General features: G+C 32.5%; 25 protein-coding genes. 19 read left to right on the forward strand and 6 right to left on the reverse strand.

Features of this window, described 5'->3' with window-relative positions; translation table 11 throughout:
• Positions 1–118: 118 nt before the first annotated feature.
• Both Q0P94_RS05660 and Q0P94_RS05665 read left to right on the forward strand, forming a co-directional pair.
• Positions 119–1,039, forward strand: a complete 921-nt coding sequence (locus tag Q0P94_RS05660) for a DUF2121 domain-containing protein (protein ID WP_295114614.1) — start codon at positions 119–121, stop codon at positions 1,037–1,039.
• 12 nt (positions 1,040–1,051) lie between these two features.
• On the forward strand, positions 1,052–1,981 hold the full coding sequence (locus Q0P94_RS05665) for an MBL fold metallo-hydrolase (protein WP_295114616.1): 930 nt from the start codon (positions 1,052–1,054) through the stop codon (positions 1,979–1,981).
• Here the strand turns inward: Q0P94_RS05665 and aroC are convergent.
• Positions 1,978–3,072: a chorismate synthase gene (gene aroC, locus Q0P94_RS05670; protein ID WP_295114618.1), complete on the reverse strand. Its 1,095-nt coding sequence runs from the start codon at positions 3,070–3,072 to the stop codon at positions 1,978–1,980. The two genes, Q0P94_RS05665 and aroC, sit on opposite strands and share 4 nt — an antisense overlap.
• Before the next feature lie 104 nt (positions 3,073–3,176).
• Here aroC and hemB point away from each other — a divergent pair, with 104 nt between their 5' ends.
• The 7 genes from hemB to Q0P94_RS05705 all read left to right on the forward strand — a co-directional run bounded on the left by hemB (position 3,177) and on the right by Q0P94_RS05705 (position 8,073).
• Positions 3,177–4,181: a porphobilinogen synthase gene (hemB, locus tag Q0P94_RS05675; RefSeq protein ID WP_295114620.1), complete on the forward strand. Its 1,005-nt coding sequence runs from the start codon at positions 3,177–3,179 to the stop codon at positions 4,179–4,181.
• On the forward strand, positions 4,178–5,056 hold the full coding sequence (locus Q0P94_RS05680; RefSeq protein ID WP_295114622.1) for a triphosphoribosyl-dephospho-CoA synthase: 879 nt from the start codon (positions 4,178–4,180) through the stop codon (positions 5,054–5,056). The genes hemB and Q0P94_RS05680 overlap by 4 nt, the downstream gene beginning before the upstream one ends.
• Before the next feature lie 92 nt (positions 5,057–5,148).
• Positions 5,149–5,757 (forward strand): TetR/AcrR family transcriptional regulator, encoded by a 609-nt coding sequence (locus tag Q0P94_RS05685; RefSeq protein ID WP_295114624.1) that lies wholly within the window; start codon positions 5,149–5,151, stop codon positions 5,755–5,757.
• Positions 5,758–5,761: 4 nt separating this feature from the next.
• Positions 5,762–6,376: a GNAT family N-acetyltransferase gene (locus tag Q0P94_RS05690; RefSeq protein ID WP_295114626.1), complete on the forward strand. Its 615-nt coding sequence runs from the start codon at positions 5,762–5,764 to the stop codon at positions 6,374–6,376.
• A 1-nt stretch (position 6,377) separates the two neighbouring features.
• Positions 6,378–7,109, forward strand: coding sequence for a flavodoxin family protein (locus Q0P94_RS05695; RefSeq protein ID WP_295114627.1), 732 nt, complete (start codon positions 6,378–6,380; stop codon positions 7,107–7,109).
• A 21-nt stretch (positions 7,110–7,130) separates the two neighbouring features.
• Positions 7,131–7,691, forward strand: a complete 561-nt coding sequence (locus tag Q0P94_RS05700) for a DUF3795 domain-containing protein (protein WP_295114629.1) — start codon at positions 7,131–7,133, stop codon at positions 7,689–7,691.
• The gene (locus tag Q0P94_RS05705) at positions 7,684–8,073 is read left to right on the forward strand and encodes a putative zinc-binding protein (RefSeq protein WP_295114631.1); all 390 of its coding nucleotides are present in this window, start codon (positions 7,684–7,686) and stop codon (positions 8,071–8,073) included. The genes Q0P94_RS05700 and Q0P94_RS05705 overlap by 8 nt, the downstream gene beginning before the upstream one ends.
• Here the strand turns inward: Q0P94_RS05705 and Q0P94_RS05710 are convergent.
• A complete protein-coding gene (locus Q0P94_RS05710; protein WP_295114633.1) occupies positions 8,059–8,460 on the reverse strand; it encodes a CatA-like O-acetyltransferase in 402 nt (133 codons plus the stop codon). The two genes, Q0P94_RS05705 and Q0P94_RS05710, sit on opposite strands and share 15 nt — an antisense overlap.
• Positions 8,461–8,855: 395 nt before the next feature.
• Between Q0P94_RS05710 and Q0P94_RS05715 the strand changes: the two genes are divergently transcribed.
• Positions 8,856–10,397, forward strand: a complete 1,542-nt coding sequence (locus tag Q0P94_RS05715) for a phenylalanine--tRNA ligase subunit alpha (RefSeq protein ID WP_295114634.1) — start codon at positions 8,856–8,858, stop codon at positions 10,395–10,397.
• Positions 10,397–11,170 (forward strand): exodeoxyribonuclease III, encoded by a 774-nt coding sequence (locus Q0P94_RS05720; protein WP_295114636.1) that lies wholly within the window; start codon positions 10,397–10,399, stop codon positions 11,168–11,170. Before Q0P94_RS05715 ends, Q0P94_RS05720 begins: the two co-directional genes overlap by 1 nt.
• A gap of 22 nt (positions 11,171–11,192) precedes the next feature.
• Here the strand turns inward: Q0P94_RS05720 and Q0P94_RS05725 are convergent, their stop codons facing one another.
• Together Q0P94_RS05725 and Q0P94_RS05730 are read right to left on the reverse strand one after the other, a co-directional pair.
• Positions 11,193–11,885 carry a TIGR02253 family HAD-type hydrolase gene (locus Q0P94_RS05725; protein ID WP_295114638.1) on the reverse strand — a complete coding sequence of 231 codons (693 nt, stop codon included), beginning with the start codon at positions 11,883–11,885 and terminating at the stop codon, positions 11,193–11,195.
• 38 nt (positions 11,886–11,923) lie between these two features.
• Positions 11,924–12,607 carry a DNA polymerase domain-containing protein gene (locus tag Q0P94_RS05730; RefSeq protein ID WP_295114640.1) on the reverse strand — a complete coding sequence of 228 codons (684 nt, stop codon included), beginning with the start codon at positions 12,605–12,607 and terminating at the stop codon, positions 11,924–11,926.
• 201 nt (positions 12,608–12,808) lie between these two features.
• Here Q0P94_RS05730 and Q0P94_RS05735 point away from each other — a divergent pair, with 201 nt between their 5' ends.
• From Q0P94_RS05735 to Q0P94_RS05770, 8 genes are all read left to right on the forward strand, one after another.
• Positions 12,809–13,153 (forward strand): hypothetical protein, encoded by a 345-nt coding sequence (locus tag Q0P94_RS05735; protein ID WP_295114642.1) that lies wholly within the window; start codon positions 12,809–12,811, stop codon positions 13,151–13,153.
• Between the two features lie 112 nt (positions 13,154–13,265).
• On the forward strand, positions 13,266–13,397 hold the full coding sequence (locus Q0P94_RS05740) for a hypothetical protein (RefSeq protein ID WP_295114644.1): 132 nt from the start codon (positions 13,266–13,268) through the stop codon (positions 13,395–13,397).
• Positions 13,398–13,435: 38 nt separating this feature from the next.
• Positions 13,436–13,714, forward strand: coding sequence for a hypothetical protein (locus Q0P94_RS05745; protein WP_295114646.1), 279 nt, complete (start codon positions 13,436–13,438; stop codon positions 13,712–13,714).
• Positions 13,715–13,716: 2 nt separating this feature from the next.
• Positions 13,717–13,956 carry a hypothetical protein gene (locus Q0P94_RS05750; protein ID WP_295114648.1) on the forward strand — a complete coding sequence of 80 codons (240 nt, stop codon included), beginning with the start codon at positions 13,717–13,719 and terminating at the stop codon, positions 13,954–13,956.
• A 190-nt stretch (positions 13,957–14,146) separates the two neighbouring features.
• Positions 14,147–14,521, forward strand: a complete 375-nt coding sequence (locus Q0P94_RS05755; protein WP_295114650.1) for a 30S ribosomal protein S8e — start codon at positions 14,147–14,149, stop codon at positions 14,519–14,521.
• Between the two features lie 106 nt (positions 14,522–14,627).
• Positions 14,628–15,647: a hydrogenase expression/formation protein HypE gene (hypE, locus tag Q0P94_RS05760; protein WP_295114653.1), complete on the forward strand. Its 1,020-nt coding sequence runs from the start codon at positions 14,628–14,630 to the stop codon at positions 15,645–15,647.
• 8 nt (positions 15,648–15,655) lie between these two features.
• Complete coding sequence (locus tag Q0P94_RS05765) at positions 15,656–16,063, forward strand: RDD family protein (RefSeq protein ID WP_295114655.1); 408 nt, start codon at positions 15,656–15,658, stop codon at positions 16,061–16,063.
• A 32-nt stretch (positions 16,064–16,095) separates the two neighbouring features.
• Positions 16,096–16,734, forward strand: a complete 639-nt coding sequence (locus Q0P94_RS05770) for a hypothetical protein (RefSeq protein WP_295114657.1) — start codon at positions 16,096–16,098, stop codon at positions 16,732–16,734.
• Position 16,735: 1 nt separating this feature from the next.
• Here Q0P94_RS05770 and Q0P94_RS05775 read toward each other — a convergent pair whose 3' ends face one another.
• Positions 16,736–17,203 (reverse strand): thermonuclease family protein, encoded by a 468-nt coding sequence (locus Q0P94_RS05775; protein ID WP_295114659.1) that lies wholly within the window; start codon positions 17,201–17,203, stop codon positions 16,736–16,738.
• A 2-nt stretch (positions 17,204–17,205) separates the two neighbouring features.
• The gene (cas4, locus tag Q0P94_RS05780) at positions 17,206–17,898 is read right to left on the reverse strand and encodes a CRISPR-associated protein Cas4 (RefSeq protein ID WP_295114661.1); all 693 of its coding nucleotides are present in this window, start codon (positions 17,896–17,898) and stop codon (positions 17,206–17,208) included.
• Between the last annotated feature and the right edge of the window lie 24 nt (positions 17,899–17,922).

Raw genomic sequence — 17,922 nt, forward strand, 5'->3', positions numbered from 1 at the left:
ATGGTAATTTCTATTAACCTTTATAATATAGGATAATTATAATTATATATAGATAATAAATTTTTGATATTATAATTTTTTGTTTAAAATTATAATATATTATATTAAGGGGAATTATATGAGCTTAATTATTGCTTACATTGGTAAAAAAGGATGTGTAATGGCAGCTGATAAAAGAAAGATAGGTTATTTTGGTGATAAAGAAAATTTAGAAAAATTAGAACAAGAATTATATAGTGGTGAAATCAGCTCTGATGGTGAATTTAAAAGAAGAGCTGAAGAATTAGGTATTTCTGTAAAAATTACTGATGATGCTACAAAGTTAAAAATAGTTGGGAATTGTGTCAGAGGGGAAGTAAGTACTAAAGGAACTTTTGAAACAAAACGTAGAAGAATTTACGGAACTAGTAATGGTTATCAATTAGTCGAATTATTAGGTTCAGATGTGACCTCCCGTAAATCTGGTGAATCTGGAATTATTATTTTTGGTAATAATTTTGCTAAAAAAATGGCCGAAACTTTAATTTCAAGAAAACTGAAACCTTCTTCCAGTTTAAAATCAAAAGGTGAAGTATTTGAAGAAATTTTAAGAGAAGTTGCAGCTAAAACTCCTACTGTCGGCATTAATTGTGATGTTTTAAAACAAGAACCGAAATTTGACAAATCTCAGGCCCAAAGACACTTGAATGTAACTATTGATAATGATGTAAAAGTATTGGCTAAATTCAGGCAAACTTTAACTGAACAAATTGTTCAACAAAGCATTGAAATTGAAATGGCGAATAAAATTATTGATAAAGGTGACATTGGTAAAGTTGTTTCAGTTGATGGAAACATGGTTTATGTTCAATTGAATAGCAAAACACAGGCCTTAGATGGGAACTGGAAACAATTGGCCGCACCTAATCAGAATGTTATAATGTTTACAGAAAGTGATGATGTTAATATAGGAGATGTAGTCACTATTGACAATGAAGATTTATGCCTTAAAAAAGATAAGTCTTCTTTAAAATGTGATGTTATTTTATGTTCATTGTGATTGGGGATTTAAATGAAATTAACATTTTTAGGTAGTGGTGGTGGAAGATTTTCTGCTATCTCTCAAAGAAGGATGACTGGGGGGTTCAGAATTGATAATATTAATGGAAAGAATTATCATGTTGACCCTGGACCAGGAGCTCTTATAAGAACATATCAATTTGGTTTTGATCCTCGTAATTTAAGTGGAGTGTTTGTTTCTCATGCACACACTGATCATTATAATGATGCTGAAATTCTTATTGAGGCGATGACTCGGGGAATGACAAGAAAATATGGGACTATTTTTGGCAGTACAAGTGTTTTAAATGGTTTTGAAAATTGGGGTCCGTGCATTTCTGCTTATCATCAGTCCAAATCAGACAAGGTACTTTTAAAACCGGGTGAAGTTCGTGAAGTAGATGGAATAAAAGTTAAAGGAACAAAAACCATTCATGGAGACCCTGCGGGGGTAGGATTTCAACTGGATTACAATGGGTTTAAGTTATCTTATACTTCAGACACAGGATACTTTGATGAATTACCTGAGTATCATGAAGGTGCAGATATTTTAATAGCCAGCGTTTTAAGGCCTGGAAACAGATCAATAAATGGTCATATGTGTTCTCGTAATTTCATTGATTTGATTAATGAAGTTCAGCCTAAAGTTGCCGTAATGACTCATTTGGGTCTTAAGATGATTTCTTCAAATCCTGTGACTGAGGCTAAAAAGATTTCTAAGGAGACTGGTGTAAAGGTGATTGCTGCTTTTGATGGATTATCATTTAATGTCAATTATAACAATCCAAAAAGATTCAGACTGATATCTCTTAAGGATACAGAATCTCAAGCCCACAGTAATACTCATGCATTATATAATGCTGAAAGAAGAAATTCTTATCAGCTTTCATTCAAAAACAACGAGTTTGATGAATTATCAATAATTAAAAAAAATCAAAATTAAAGTTTTAAATTTGCAGGGTGGATAAATCCTGAGCGAATCATGTGGTCTGCCAGAATAATTGCCGTGCTGGATTCAGCTACAACGGTTACTCTTGGACAAATACAAGGATCATGTCTGCCTTTAATTTCTATTTTTTCGTTTTCTCTTTTTTCCAGATTAATTGAATCCTGACATTTTGATATTGAAGGAGTAGGTTTTACTGCAATTCTGGATATTATTGGCATTCCATTGCTCATGCCTCCAATTATTCCTCCGGAATTGTTTGTTTTTGTTGTAATTTTATCATCTTCAATCTGATATTCATCATTAATTTGGGACCCGGTATAATTTGCAACATCAAATCCAAGGCCGATTTCAATGCCTTTAACCGCTCCGATATTCATTAGTATTCTTGCAAGATCCCCATCCAATCTTTCAAAGACAGGTTCTCCTATGCCTGCGGGAACTCCAATAGCTATTGTTTCTACAATGCCGCCAACTGAATCTCCTTCACTTTTTTTATCTAAAATTAATTTTTCCATTTCCTTTGCTGCTTTTAGGTCTGCGCATCTGATAGGATTTTTTTCAATGTTTTCTTTAATTTTAGAGTAATCTTGAGGTTCTGCTTTTATATCTCCAATTTGGGTGACATGGGATATTATTTCAATATTTTTTGTCTTAAGGAGTTTTTTGGCTATCGCCCCACCAATCACATGGCCGATTGTAACTCTTCCGCTGCCTCTTCCTCCACCGTTATAATCGTAGTTTCCGTATTTCATCATCCAGCCAAAGTCTCCGTGTGAAGGGCGTGGAGTATTTTTAAACATGGAATAGTCTTTGGAATGTTGATTTTTATTGAATATGACTCCAGTAATCGGAGTTCCATCTGTTTTTCCTTCAAAGATTCCTGAAAGTATTTGGACTTCATCTGATTCTTTTCTTGGAGTTGTTACACTACTGGTTCCTGGTTTTCTTTTGTCAAGCTCTTTTTGAATGTCTTCAACATTTAATTCAAGATTTGCAGGGCATCCGTCAACAATTGCGCCCACTGCTTTTCCATGGCTTGATCCAAAACTTGTTACTTGAAATTTTTCTCCAATTGAATTTGACATATTTGGCCTCTTTTTGATAATTATTGGATTATATATTTTTTAAATTATATAAGTTTAGTAAAAATTTTAAATAATCCTATTGATATATTAAGATTAGTGATAATATGGAATTTCCGACCACAAGAATGAGAAGACTTAGAAAAAATGCTAAAATAAGAAATATTGTTCGTGAAACTAAATTAGAAAAAGATGATTTGATTTATCCTATTTATTTTAAAGAAGAACTTCAAGGAGATGAAAAAGAGGAGATTTCATCACTTCCGGGTGAATACAGGTACTCTTTGGATAGTGGTATTGAATTTGCAAAACAACTTGAAGCAAAAGGATTGAAATCAATTATAGTATTTGGAATACCTGCTGAAGATACAAAAGATGAAATAGCGTCACCGGATTATTCTGCAACAGGAATTGTTCAAAAAGCTGTAAGAAGACTTAAAAAGGAAACAAGTCTTGTTGTAATTACTGATGTGTGCTTATGCCAATATACTTCTCATGGACATTGTGGAATGATTGTTGAAAACGATGATACTGATGATGGAATAGAAATATTGAATGATGAGTCACTGCCTTACATTGCAAAGGTTGCTCTTTCCCACGCTCAGGCGGGTGCTGATATTGTAGCTCCTTCTGATATGATGGATGGTAGAGTTAAGGCTATTCGTGAGACTTTGGATGAAAATGGATTTTATAATGTGATGATAATGTCATATTCCGCTAAATATGCATCTGCATTCTATGAACCGTTTAGAGTTGCAGCTTGCTCCTCACCTCATGCCGGAGACAGAAAATCTTACCAGATGGATCCTGCAAATGCGGTTGAAGCAATTCGTGAATGTGAACTTGATGTTATTGAAGGATGTGATTTTTTAATGGTAAAACCCGCCCTTCCGTATTTGGATGTCGTTCGTATGGTAAGGGATGAATTCATGTTGCCTTTGGTTGCATATAATGTGAGTGGAGAATATGCAATGCTTATGGCAGCTATTGATAAGGGTTTTTTAACTGAAAAAGCTATAACTGAAGCATTGCTTTCAATAAAAAGAGCTGGTGCCGATTTGATAATCACAAACTTTGCTCCATATTTGCTTTTAAATGATGTGATAGAATGAATCCAGATGAAATTGCAAAAATAGCACAGATTGCATCTGCTCTTGAAGTAAGTGGATATCCAAAACCGGGTAATGTTCACAGAACTCGTGATTATGATGATATGGAATTTGAAGACTTTATCATCAGCGGAATTGTAATTGGTGATACAATTCGAGAAGCATGCACAGATGTTGATGTTGAAAATCCTGAACTTGGAAGATATATTCTGCAGGCTGTAGCCGAAACAGACAGATGGATTAAGAATAATACTAACCTGGGGATTGTCATGATGACAACTCCTATTGCAGTTGCAGCAGCTATAAGTGATTCATTTGAAGACATTAGAGAAAATATCAGATTACTGATGGGAAATACTTCTGTGGATGATGCATGCGATTTGTATGATGCAATAAACATTGCGGATGCTGGAGGAATGGGAGACCAGGATGAATATGACGTTGCAAGTGACAATGCTAAAAATGAACTAAGAGAAAACAATCAGACAATGTATGATGTTTTGAAAATCTCTGCTCCCTGGGACATGCTTGCACGTGAAATGACTTCAGATATGCCTGCAGTATTTGAAATTGGCTATCCTGCTTATCACGAACTTAAGGAAGAAAAAACTAAAAATGAAGCATGTCTTTTAACATTTTTGACTATACTGTCACATGTTCCGGACACTTTGATTTCAAGAAAGTACGGTGATGAAGAAGCTCTTAAAATATCCTTGATGACAAGGGATCTGCTAAAAATGAAAGATTCTTCTGATTTTATTGATAGAGTTAGTGAATTTGATGATTATTTATATAAAAATAAATATAATCCCGGAACAACAGCTGACTTAACAGCAGCTTCCATTTTTGTTAGTTATTTGAAATCCAATTTCGAATAATTTTTTTTTCTTTTTTTTTATCAATATTTTGAACTAACAATCGTTAGTTTTTTATATCATAACTAACAACTGTTAGTTAGAGGTAATAGGATATGAGCAACAAGGACAAAATATTCCATGTTTCCATTAATCTGTTTTCAAAATATGGTTATGATGGTGTATCTGTGCGAAAAATTGCAAATGAAGTTGGAATAAGGGAAAGTTCAATATATAATCATTATAAAAGTAAAGAAGCAATTTTAGATAATATTCTTGATTATTATATAATGCAAATGTTATCCGAAGATATTCCTATAGAGCAGGCAAGCGCTAATTTGGATATAAGTTTTGATTATTTTTATCAGGCAGGATTGAATGCATTCGCATCACAGCTTAAAGATGATAAGATGTCAAAAATTACAAGGATAATCCTGATTGAATCTTATCACAATGATAAAATTAAGAAATTTATGAAAAAAAGCATAATTGATGATGCAATTGATGGTTGGATTAGACTGTTTGAGTTAATGAAATTTAAAAAATTAATTATAGCAGATGTTGACTCAAAACAGCTTGCAGAATCATTTTACAAATATGGGCTGTTTTTGCTGTATGAACATTACATCATTAATTACCCTGAAGATGATGATGAATTTGTAGAGGGGTTATGTGAAAAATCCAAAAATCATATTGAGCTGATTTTTAATTCCGTAAGGAGATAATACAATGAGATTAAGACTTGAAAATGAAAAGGATTACTTTGAAGTCGAAAAACTTGTTAGAAATTCCTTTTGGAATATATATCGTCCGGGGGCATTTGAACATTACATTGTTCACCACTTAAGAAACGATAAATGCTTTATGAAAAATTTGGCATATATTATTGGAGACGATGATAAAATTATAGGACATATCAATTATTCATGGGGTTTAATAGATTATGATGATGAGAAGATTTATGCCGCTGTTTTGGGTCCAGTATCCATTCATGAAAATTATCAAAATCAGGGCTTTGGGTCAAAATTAATTGACTTTACTCTCAGTTTAACTGAAAAAGAGGAAATTCCCTTTGTTTTTGTGATAGGTGATGAAAATTATTATCACAGATTCGGTTTTGAAAGTGCATCAAAGTATGGTTTATTTCTTGAAGGGACAAATACTGCTGAAAAGTGCCCATTTTTCATGATTAAAGTATTTGATAAAAATAAACTAAAAAATAAGGTTGGAATATTTCACAATCCTGAAGTGTTTAATGTTAATCAAAGGGATGTGGATGAGTTTGACAAAAAATTTGAATTTAGGGAAAAATTGGTTTTAGATACTCAATTGGAGGAGTTATAAAATGAAGTATGTAATTATAAATGGATCTCCAAGACGTAAAAATACTTGGAAAATGGTAAAACAGGCAAAAAAGAATTTAAAAGGGGATTTTGAAGAGATTCATTTGATGAAGGAAAAAATTCCGTTGTGTAACGGATGCTTTAAATGCATTATGGAAGGTGAGGAAAAATGTCCTCATAGGGATAAAGTCATGCCGATAGTAGACAAAATAGCAAATGCTGACGGAATCATAATTGCATGTCCTGTTTATGCGATGAATGTTACTGCTCTTTTGAAAAATTTCTTTGACCATACTGCTTATTTTTATCACAGGCCAGAATTTTTCACCAAAAAGGCATTGGTTGTAGTATCTACTGCGGGTGCAGGTCAAAAAGATGTGGCAAAATATATTGATGAAACATTAAGGCACTGGGGAGTAAATAAGGTCTATAAGATTACCTATGCATGTGGTGGTAAAGATTCTCTTGATTTGAAAAACATTAATGAAGTGTCTCAGAAATTTGGGCAGGATGTTGAATCAAATAAATTACATAATCCTAAATTGGGTGATATAGTCTTTTTTAATGTTTGGAAAGCCATGGCATTTTCGGATAATCCAATTAAAGCGGATAAAGAATTCTGGTTTAAAAATGATTTGGTCAATTATGAATTCTCACCGAAAGTTAAATTAAATATTTTTAAGAAACTATTTTCAAAGATGATGTTTTTTATTTTAAAGAGAGTTATCGGATAAAATTTATTTGGGAGTTAGAAAATGATGAATAATGAATTTCAAAGAGATGATAATTTATTTTCTCTTTGTGGATTAAACTGTAGTCTATGCCCATTATTTATTCGTGAAAGTTGCCCCGGATGCCGTGCAGGAAGTCCATGTGCAGTTGTATGTCAGTTCGCACCTTGCAGTGTGGAACATGGAAACATTGATTACTGTTTTGAATGTGAAGAATATCCATGTTATAGATATGATGGTGTTAATGAGCATGATTCCCTAATTTCACATAAAAATCAAATCAGGGATATGTTCAAAGCTAAAAGGATAGGTATTGACAAATATAGGGAGGAACAGTTAGCCAAAAAGCAAATTTTGGAAAAGCTTTTAAATGAATATGACAGTGGTCGGAGAGATGTATTTTTCTGTCTTGCTGTAAATTTGCTGGAACTTAACGATTTAAAAATAATTTTAAATGATGCAGATATACTGACTGAAAGTATGGGCTTAAATGAAAAATCCGATTATATGAAACAGTTATTGGATGATTGTGGAAATAAAAGAAATATTGAACTGAAACTAAGGAATGATGGTTATTATGGGTGAAAAAGTGGCTTTAGCACCATGTAATGGTATGAGTGCAAATGGATTGGTGTCTCGTGTGGCAGTTGGGGACTGCAAAAAGGAAAATGAAAATGCAATATCAATTTGTATGGGTTCTACTTCGGCGGATATTGAAGGCAATAACAATGAAATGTTGAAAAAATTCCCTATAATCGCAGTCAACGGATGTCCTAATGGATGTGTCAATAAAATTTTGGAAAATAAGGGAATTTATGTAGCTGAAACTGTTGCAGTAAATGAGATTTTAGAAGACTTTGAAGTATCTGCAAAAGATCCTTTCAGATTAGATGGTGAAGCTGAAGAATGTGTAAAAATAATTAAGGAAGAATTAATTAAATCAATCGAAAAATTATTGCTGGAATAATCTTTGAGGATTTGTTAAATATTCTTCTGCCTTCTGGTAAAATAGTTTGAAATGCCAGCCAAAAATAAACACATGACTTGCTGTAAGTGAAACTGGGAGTTTACCATCAACTAATTTGCCCCAACTAATTACGGGCATTATTTGATTAGGGCTTGCAATGATATTGGTCATTGAATCGAAGTCAAGCCAAGGTATGCATGATAAATTAGCTATTGGTGCTTCATCTCTAAGCATTGGTTCAACTAGATATTGGTTATTTTCAATATTTGATTTCTTGTCTTCAACATAATCATTCCATTCATTGAAATTTTCAAATTCACTAACTGGTTTGATTTCAATTTCACGGATTGTATGGTCTTCCTGCATACGAGCTTGTAAAATATCCATACATTTTAAGGGATAATCTCCCAATACCTGAAGATGAGGATATCGTTATGGGTATAGCATTAGGTTATGAATCTGATGAACATATTAATACTTATGAATCTCCTAGATTAAATTTAGATGAGATTTTAAAAATTAATTAATTTTTTTTATTCCTTTTTTTTCACTGATTTCCAATCATTAATTGTATTTAAATGTTATTTGGTTTGAAATTTTTTGCAATGTAACTTATGAAATATTCAATTTGGTTTTTAAATAATAGTTCATGCTTTTGATTTTGTGGGGATATATTTACTGTATCTATCGAAATTTCCTACTTTTTTTTAATTTAGCACTATATTTATAAATCAATTTAAACATATATTATGATATTATTAATTGTAAATCATGGTGTTTAAATGAGTGAGGATATTGAAAAAACCATTAGAGAATTACATATTTATGAAAAGATACTTTTGAAAGAACTTGAAGCTAATCCTGGCGAACGCCCTTCCAAAATTGCTTCAAATGCAGGCATTGACGTTAAATCTGTTATGAGTGCGGCAGGATCACTTGCATCTAAGGATATTATTGAAATGCGTAAAGATGTTGAAAAAGTTTACTCTTTAACCAAGGACGGATTGGAATATGCTGAAAAAGGTCTTCCTGAAAGAAGAATATTGAACGCATTATCTGGGAAAAAAGAAATTCATATGAAGGATTTGGCTTCTGAAACTGGCATAGATAAAAAGGAAGCAAATATTGCTCTTGGATGGTTACGCCGTAAAAATTGGGCTCAGATTGATAAAGGTGTTGTCAAAATTACAGATGTTGGTGAAGATTATGCCGATAAAGAGGATGTTGATGAAAAAGTTCTTGATTTTCTTAAAGTTAATGAAAATGGAGTTAAACAATTCAATGATAGTTTAAAAGATGGTTTCAAAAAATTAACCGGTAGAAAAAATATTTTAAACATCCAAAAAGAAACATTGCATTTTTTTAAAATTTTACCTAAGGGTGAAGAAATTCTTAAACATGGTTTTACTATTAAAGAGCAAGCTACTCAATTAACACATGAACAATTAAAAGAAGGGACTTGGAAAAGCTTGGAATATCGTCCATATGATATTAATGCGGAAGCTCCAGTCGTATTTGCCGGTAAAAAACACCCGTTAAGGGTCATCATCGATGAAATTAGGGAAATATTTTTAAACATGGGCTTTTCAGAAGACAATGGTGAATATGTCGAATCTGCATTCTGGAACTTTGACTCACTCTTCCAGCCACAGGACCATGCTGCCCGTGAAATGCAGGACACATTCTACCTTAAAAATCCTTTAACCTGTGATTTGCCTGATGATGATTTGGTAAAATTAACTGCTGAAACTCACGAAACCGGTGCGGATACCGGTTCAATTGGTTGGCAATATGATTGGAGTGAAGATATTGCTCGTCAAAGTGTTTTAAGAACTCATACCACAGGAATTTCAACAAAACATTTATATGAACATGACCAGCCGATGAAAATGTTTTCAGTAGGAAGAGTATTTAGAAGAGAAACTTTTGACTACAAGCATTTGCCTGAATTCCATCAGGTGGAAGGACTTGTCTGCGGAGAAGGAATCAGTTATCAAAATCTTTTAGGAACTTTGAAAGAATTCTATAAAAAACTTGGTTTTGAAGTAAGATTCAGGCCGGCTTACTTCCCTTATACTTACTTGTCCACTGAGTCTGAAATATATTTGGAGGAAAAGGAAAGCTGGATTGAGCTTGGTGGTGCTGGAATGTTCAGACCGGAAGTATTAAAACCATTGGGCATCAATCAACCTGCTTTAGCATTCGGTATGGGTATTGAAAGACTTGCAATGATTAGATATGGTGTGGAAGACATCCGTATGCTTTATAAAAGTGATATTAACTGGCTTCGTGAAGTGCCTCTTGACAAGGGAGTTAGATTATAATGTCAATCAAGCTCGTTTCTTGGAATGTGAATGGTATTAGGGCGGTTTCAAAAAAAGATGAATTTTGGGACTGGTTTGACAATACTGATGCAGATATTATTAACTTTCAGGAAGTAAGAGCTACTCAGGATAAGATTCCCAAGAAATTAGCTGATATTGATGGTTACCATCAGTCATTTAATGAAGCTGAAAAGAAAGGTTACAGTGGAGTTGGAACCTATTCAAAAATAGAGCCTGTCGAAGTCGTTAAAGGTCTTGGCATTGAAGAGCTTGACAGTGAAGGCAGAGTTTTAAGAATAGAATATCCTGATTTTATTTTATATAACATTTATTTCCCAAACAGTGGAATGAATGCAAAAAGACTTGATTTTAAAGTTGATTTTTGTAATGCTCTTTTGGACCAGCTGATTGAACTTAAAAGTCAGGGAAAAAATCTTGTAATTACGGGGGATTATAATATTGCCCACAATCCGATTGATGTTTATAATCCAAAAAATTGTGAAGGAAAATCTGGTTATTTGCCTGAAGAGCGTGCATGGTTGGATGAGCTTGAAAAGGCGGGTTTTGTAGATACATTCAGAATGTTTGATGAGGGTGAGAATAATTTCACTTGGTGGAGTTATAGAACTCGTGCACGTGAAAGGAATGCTGGATGGAGACTTGATTATTTTTATGTGAATGAGGAGATTAAAGATAAGGTAAAATCCGCTGAAATCCTAAATGAAATTTACGGTTCCGATCACTGTCCGGTAACACTGGAACTTGATTTATAAAAAAATAGTTTTATTGGTGATATTATAATATTGTGTTTACATCACCAATATTGTCAATTATTGTAATATCTAATTTTTCGTTTCTAATGTAATCTCTGTCATCTTCAGTGATGTCTGAGTTAACTAATATTGCGCTCATGCCGGCATTTACTGCACCTAATGCATCTTCTTTAAATTTATTTCCAATCATCACTGATTTTTCAGGATTTCCGTTCATTTTTCTAAGTGCAACGTCATAAATTAACTTGTTTGGCTTGTTTTTTCCAACTTCTTCAGAGGTAATGACTGCATCAAAAAATGAGTGTACATTGAGTCTCACTAATTTTTCCCACTGTTTGATTGTAATACCATTGGATATGACTGCTAAGCGATAGCCTTGGCTTTTAAGATAGATTAAAGTATCAATTGTTTCTGGAAATGGTCTTAAAAGTGCCATTTTAACATTATGGTATGTTATCATTCCGAGTGCAACGAGCATTGGGTCTTCATGGCCTAAAACAACTTGTGTCAGGACATTAAAGTGTTTACCATAATTGGATCCTTTTTCTCTAATAATTGTTTTTAAAACACCATATGCTTCATCTTTATCTAATGGTAACCCATTATCTACCATTAATCCAATTGCTGCTTTTCTTGCTGTTTCAGCAAAATCAGAAGTATCAAGTAATGTGCCGTCTATATCAAAGAAAACAACACGTTCATCATTATTATACATATGATTTTATTTTTAGAAATAATATATTATAAATTTTTTTAGAAAAATGCATCCAAACTTTGTTGCACTTCACCTTGTGCCATGTCCTGCAAATCTTTTCTTGAGTATCCGAATGAATACATGATTCTTTCAATTGCAGGAATCATTTGATTATTGATGTAATAATCTTTGTCATATGCATATCCTTCACTGTATTCATATGGTACTGCACGCTGACTGATTGATCCTTTTCCTTTGACGATTATATACTGTATGATGGTTCCTCGACTAACTTTAATGCCATGTTCTTCAATTTTCCTTGCAGCAATGACGTGTGGTCCAACTTGCTTGTATTGGTCTAGAGGTTTGGTGATTTGGGTGTGGATGATTAACTCTTTGTTATCGACATTACCATTTTTAATTCTTTTAAAAACTTTTTTAACTTCTTTAATGGCTTTGTCTGAATCTCCTTCTTTTAAAATAGCCATTAAAACTGCTTCTTGCGTATTTTTCACAATAGGTGCCCAGTCTCTTCTGACTAATTCCAATCCTTTTGCTATAATTTCTCCATTTTCAATAACTGCATACCTTTTTTTACTTACAAAAAAACCTCTTCTGTAAAATCCTTCATATTCTAATTCCATGCTTTCTGGTAGTGTTGAATTAAGATATTTAAGGAATTTTTGAGCTTGTGCTTTGATTTCAGCTTCAAGTTCCAGCTGTTCTTTTGTTTCTTCAATCAATTGTGACACCTTTTTAGTTATAGTATATACTTTATGTTAGGTTGTTATAATACTTTGCTAAGTCAATTTTTTCATTGTAAATCAGTATTATTGTGTTAAAATCGATTTATTTAGTTAAATAAGTTTTTATATTAGTTTTCAAATGCTCTTGGATTTAATTAATAGGTTATATTATACATAATATGTGTGAGGTTTGATATAATGAAAAAAAGACTAATATCAAGTTATGATGAAGTAAATGATACATTTGTAGGAAAAATTGATGGAAAAAATGGATATTGTGCAGACTTTGGAATTTCAAAAGGAATTTTTTTGGGAATAGACAATTTTAATTTTCCTTCATTTATTTTTATTCCTCATGCGTCTGAAGTTTTCAATATTTCAAAACAATGTCTTGAAAGTTCTAATGTAAAAATTGGAATAGATTGTAATGAAAATTGCTTGTCTGTGGATATGTTTTTTGAAAATTCAAAAATTTGCTCAGTAAAATGCAGAAATGATTTTGGAATTCCGAATTTAAATTGTTTGATGGATAGTAACATTTAAGTTACTGTCCATTTGTTAATGTTTAAATATTAGTTAATTTAATAATTATATTAATTATTATTGAGGTAATGTAATGGTTAAAATAAATTATTGTCCCTCCTGTGGTAATGAATTGGCAAAAGGAAGTTTTATTTGCCCAGTATGTAATTTAGACATTGAAGAATTATTTGGAAAGGGTTATTTGTTAGCAAGCAACACTGAAGATAATTCTATAGAATTGTTTGAAGGAAATGTTGATGATTAGTCGGTTTATTAAAATTTTAATCATTGAATGGTGGTATAATGGATAATAAAAAAATCAATGTTAATCCTGGTGATGAAATCGTGATTGTGGTTCCCGAAGGGGCTGATGAGGATGAGATTGTCATTGACTTGGATGAATTGGGAATTGATGTTGAAAATTTAGGTGATGATGTCAATATTGTGATTCAGGTCGAAGGTGAGGATTTTGGTGATGAATTCACAGAAGATTATGGAGAAGTTGTTGAGCCGATGGAATGGCGTTTCGATGATGACCCTTATGATGTGGTCTATTATGAGTTTGTTAATGATGAGGATTGATTATGGTAAAAGAGGTTCCATATTATATTTTGGATGACGAGGGAAATTCTCAATGCATTGCTTCAAATGGTGAAGCATATATAGATGATAATGATTTAAAAGAATTATTGATTGATTTTTTAGGAGATTCTGTCTCTGAAGAAGAAATTCAAAAAATTTTAGATGCCGCTTCGGATGAAAATCTTAGCGAAGAAGATTTTGACAAGTTGATTGATAATTTTATTTTAAAAAATAAAAAATAAAATTCCTATTTTTTGGCTTAAAAATAAAACATTTATATATAATGATAAATTAATATTTAATTATCATTATTCTTTAGGGCTCTTTATTGCTCTCATAATTGAACTGTTATTTTTTCTTGCTTACAGTTTTAATTGAAAGAGTCTTATTGACGCGATTATTAATTATATATTATATTTATTAGGTGAAATAATGGCAATTTCTCAAGGAAAATCAACTAGAAGTCCATCTGGTGCAAGAAATGTTGCAAACCGTGGAAAAAGGAAAGCTGAATTAGGAAGAGACCCAGCTGAAACTAGAGTAGATGAAAAAAGATTAAGAAAAATCAGAACCCGTGGCGGAAACGAAAAATTAAGATTAGCTACTTCAAATAAAATCAATGTTACTGATGCTAACGGTAAAACCCAAGTATTAGATATTCTTGGAGTAATTGAAAACACCGCAAACCCTAACTATGTAAGAAGGAACATTATTACCAAAGGTGCTATTGTAGAAACTCCTGAAGGTAATGCTAAAGTTACTTCCAGACCTGGTCAAGACGGTGTCATTAACGGAATTTTAATTTAAAGATTTTTCTTTAAATTCTCTTTTTTTTTAAATTTTTTAATTAATAATTATATACCTGTTTTTACAAATATTATTTCATTAACTATTATTTATTTTAGGAGATAAAATGTCAGACGATAAAATTAATATGAACCATGGTGCCGGCGGAGAGGTTATGGCTAATTTAATTGCCGGTACTATTTTAGATAATATCACAAAAAAGAGTGTAAACGGTGGTATTAGTTTAGATGCTTTGGATGATGGTGCATCTATTCCATTAGGTGATTATGAGATTGTTGTGACAACTGATGGTCACACTATCGATCCGTTGTTCTTCCCTGGTGGGGATATTGGTAGAATTTCCGCTGCCGGAACTATAAATGATGTTTCTGTAATGGGTGCTCGTCCATTGGCTATTTCAAATGCAATAATCATGCAGGAAGGATTTCCAATAGATGATTTGGACAGAATAATGAAATCTTTAAACGAGACTTGTGAAGAAGTCGATGTTGCGGTTATTACCGGGGACACTAAAGTAATGCCTCAGGATAAACTTGACGGTATTGTAATGGTTACCACAGGTATTGGAATAGCTAAAAAAGGTGAAGTGATTCGTGATTCAACTTTGGAAGTTGGAGATAAAATTATTGTTACTGGTAGTTTAGGCGACCATGGAATGAGTTTAATGTCTTTCAGAGAAGGTTTCGGATTTGAAACCGATTTAAAGTCTGATGTTGCTCCAATGTGGAATATTATTAAAAAAGCATTGGATGTTGGTGGAGTTACAGCAATGAAAGATCCTACTCGCGGTGGATTTGCAAATGCCATTAATGAGATGGCTTCAAAATCTGGCAAGGGTGTTGTTCTTGAACAGGATGCAATTCCAATTAGGGAAGAAGTTCATGCTGTATCTGAAATGTTAGGTATTGACCCATTTGAAGTAGCTAATGAAGGAAAAGTTGTCATGGGCGTTAAAGCGGATAAAGCTGAAGAGGTCCTTGAAGCTATTAAAAGTGAAAAATATGGTGAAAATGCCGCAATAATTGGTGAAGTTGTTGAAGGAGATTATGTAATTGTCAATACTCCTATTGGTGGTGAAAGAATACTTGAAGCACCAATTGCTGATCCGGTTCCAAGAGTTTGTTAGGTGATTAGATGGCTAGTGTATTTTCAAGAAGAGTTATTGCATATATTCTTGATTTCTTTGTAGTTTCTGCATTCATGTGGATATTGTCATATCTATGTTATTTCGTTATGAATCCATATGAAACATTTGCAGTATATCAGTATTTCCCAATCATATTGCCTATTTTAATATTGGTATATTTTATTTTCTTGGAAAAAACTAAAGGAGCTACCGTCGGTAAAGCTTTAATGTATATTGAAGTTAGATCAAGAAATGGTGCAAGAATTAATTGGGCTCAAGCTATTGTACGTAATTTAAGTAAAATTTATTGGGTTCCAATAGTATTCGATTGGGGTATAGGTAAATTATTGGGAATGGACAATAATAGAATATTAGGCAATATTACTAAAACTGTTGTTATTGATGAGTTTAGATAAACTCATTACTTTTTTTTATTTTTTAGATTATTATGATTCAAAAAGTTCAAGTTTTATGGTATCTGAACAAAGAAGATTTGGAAAACTATTGCATTGATTTTAAAGAATATAAATCTCATAAACTTGAAGGATATGAAATTTGTGATGTTGATGAAGATTTGATTTACGATTTATGTGATATTGATGCTGATAGGCTGGAGCCTATAGGATATTTTAAAAATAAAAAGGAAATTGAAAATTATCTTTCAGATACTATATCCAACAATGAATATGAGTTAAGTTTAGATTCTCCCGAGCTTAAATCAAAAATTAATAAAGCTATCGAGTCTGTTGAGTTTGATGGTGAGGATTATTATATTTCTGTAGGTTCGGGTATTGGATATGATGATAATAAAATCGTAAGCTGGTTTGATTCACTTAAAAAGGAATATAAAACTTTAACTCGTGAAAAACTATGGGTATTGGCTGTTACGGGATATGACCCTTATGACTTATCATTAACTGGTAAAACATTATCATTCATTCTTGCAGATATTTTAAATTTAAATGAGTCTTCTTTGGATAATATGATTCCAAATAAAGGCCGTATCACTCCTGAAGAGTGGAATGAAATTTTAGAAAAAGTTTATAAGAAAAATAAAATATATTTGGGTTTAAATAGAGTTGTGTAACTCATATTTCACCCTTTTTGAATTCACTTGGCTCGAAATATGATATTTCAGCCAGTTTGCTGTCAATTAACATTTTATTTATATCCTCATTTTCTGTATATACGATAGCTAATGTTCTGCCGTATCTGTCTTGCGGCTGTGCATTGTCAATGTTTAGATATACTGTTTTTCCAAGACATTTGTTTTCAACAAATTTTTTTGCATCGCTGAATCCGGACTCATTCATTTGGGGTGTCTTGACCTGGGTGAGCTGAACTCTTCCAATGCCGTAAACTTGGATTGTATTTCCATCTATGACTTCTACACATTTTCCTTCATTTTCATAGTGTACTGTTTTATTGCTGATTGTAATTGTTCCTGTTTTATTTTCGATTGCATTACTGTCGGAAATAAATGAATTGGTTATTGTAAGGGCTATTGATATTATAAAGATAATTAATAAAATTAAAGAAATTTTCTGTTTGTCCATAGTTATTCTTTTTTGTAGTGTTCACAATATCTTTTATATCTGCATGATCTGCATTTGTTCGGATTTTTTGTTGGAACGAATGGTTTGGAACCGTCAAGTAGTCCTTGCACTCTGTCTATTGTAAACTCAATTTCTTTTTCGATTTCAGGAGTAAATATTTCAATCCAAAAGAGATTGCTGGTTCCACGTTCCCTTAAAGCTGCTTTAATCATTCTTGAATCATTGGTCATGTCTTTAAAAGCAAGACAATATGCCCTTACCTGATTCATGGTTGATTGGTAAGGTGTTCTGCCAGGTTTATCATCGATTATTACAATTTCTTCAGGTGTCATCCATATTTCATCGATGTATCCTCTAATTCCATATTTTGGGGAAATCACAAAGCATTCCCTTGACATACTGGCTTCACTTTTTGACACTTCAACAACTTCCTCAAATGTTGCGGGGGTTGCATCCTGTTTAAATATATTTTCAAGTTGATTATGAATTTCACTTCCATGTGTCATGGCGCCTGTAGGTGCAGTTTCTATACCTTTCATGTATTCGAGATATATCTGGTATTCACAATATCCTTGTTGGTTGAGCCAACTGATGGGGAAATTGTTTTTACCTTCAATAATTTGAATACCTTTTATGTCAGGATGGTCTTTAATTTCATATTCTTTTCCGTATCCTGTAATATTTTTTTGTTGCATAATTATATTTTGTTTTTTGTAATA

The organism is uncultured Methanobrevibacter sp. (genome assembly GCF_946184425.1).
Lineage (GTDB): Archaea > Methanobacteriota > Methanobacteria > Methanobacteriales > Methanobacteriaceae > Methanocatella.